The organism is Mesorhizobium sp. M7A.F.Ca.US.014.04.1.1 (genome assembly GCF_003998745.1).
GTDB classification, from domain to species: Bacteria; Pseudomonadota; Alphaproteobacteria; order Rhizobiales; family Rhizobiaceae; genus Mesorhizobium; species Mesorhizobium ciceri.
The window spans coordinates 1-468 of the sequence record NZ_RZRW01001444.1 but is presented as its reverse complement, the minus strand read 5'-3'; the positions used below and the strand labels follow the sequence as shown (position 1 = coordinate 468).

Below are 468 nucleotides of genomic sequence, written 5' to 3'. Positions count from 1 at the left end.
CCTCAGCCCGGCCCATTCTGCAACGCCGGCGCTAGCTGCCAAGCCAGTCCCGAATGACTCCATTAAATTCGCGCGGGCGATCGATCATTACCATGTGACCGGCATTGGCGAAAATGTACATATCGGCTTGCGGGGCGCGTTCCAGCAGCTTGATGCCACGCGCCACCGGCACGGTTTCGTCACAGGCCGACCAAGCTAGGAATAGTTTGGCCCGCATGGTGGGCAAATGCGGAAGGAGATGGTCCTCCTGAATCTGGGTATATTCGGTGTCGTCCTTTATCCGGGCAGCCTGCCTGAAGCGTTCCAGTTGACCGGTCTCGCAGGCTAGGCGGTAGTTCTTTCTTAGCAGGTCCACGAACTCCGGCGGATTCTTCATGCTTAGCCTTGCGTTGGTGCGCAGAAAGTCATCCTCTGTATCGCAGCCCTCGAGCACATTATACGCTGCCGCCGCTTCTGCCTGCCAATCGT

At 58.1% G+C, this 468-nt stretch carries 1 protein-coding gene; it reads right to left on the bottom strand.

All coding sequences use genetic code 11. The features are described 5' to 3' along the window. Positions 1 to 31: 31 nt before the first annotated feature. Positions 32 to 468: alpha/beta hydrolase (locus EOA22_RS37985; protein WP_164756351.1), on the bottom strand; the 437-nt coding region annotated here is incomplete at its 5' end.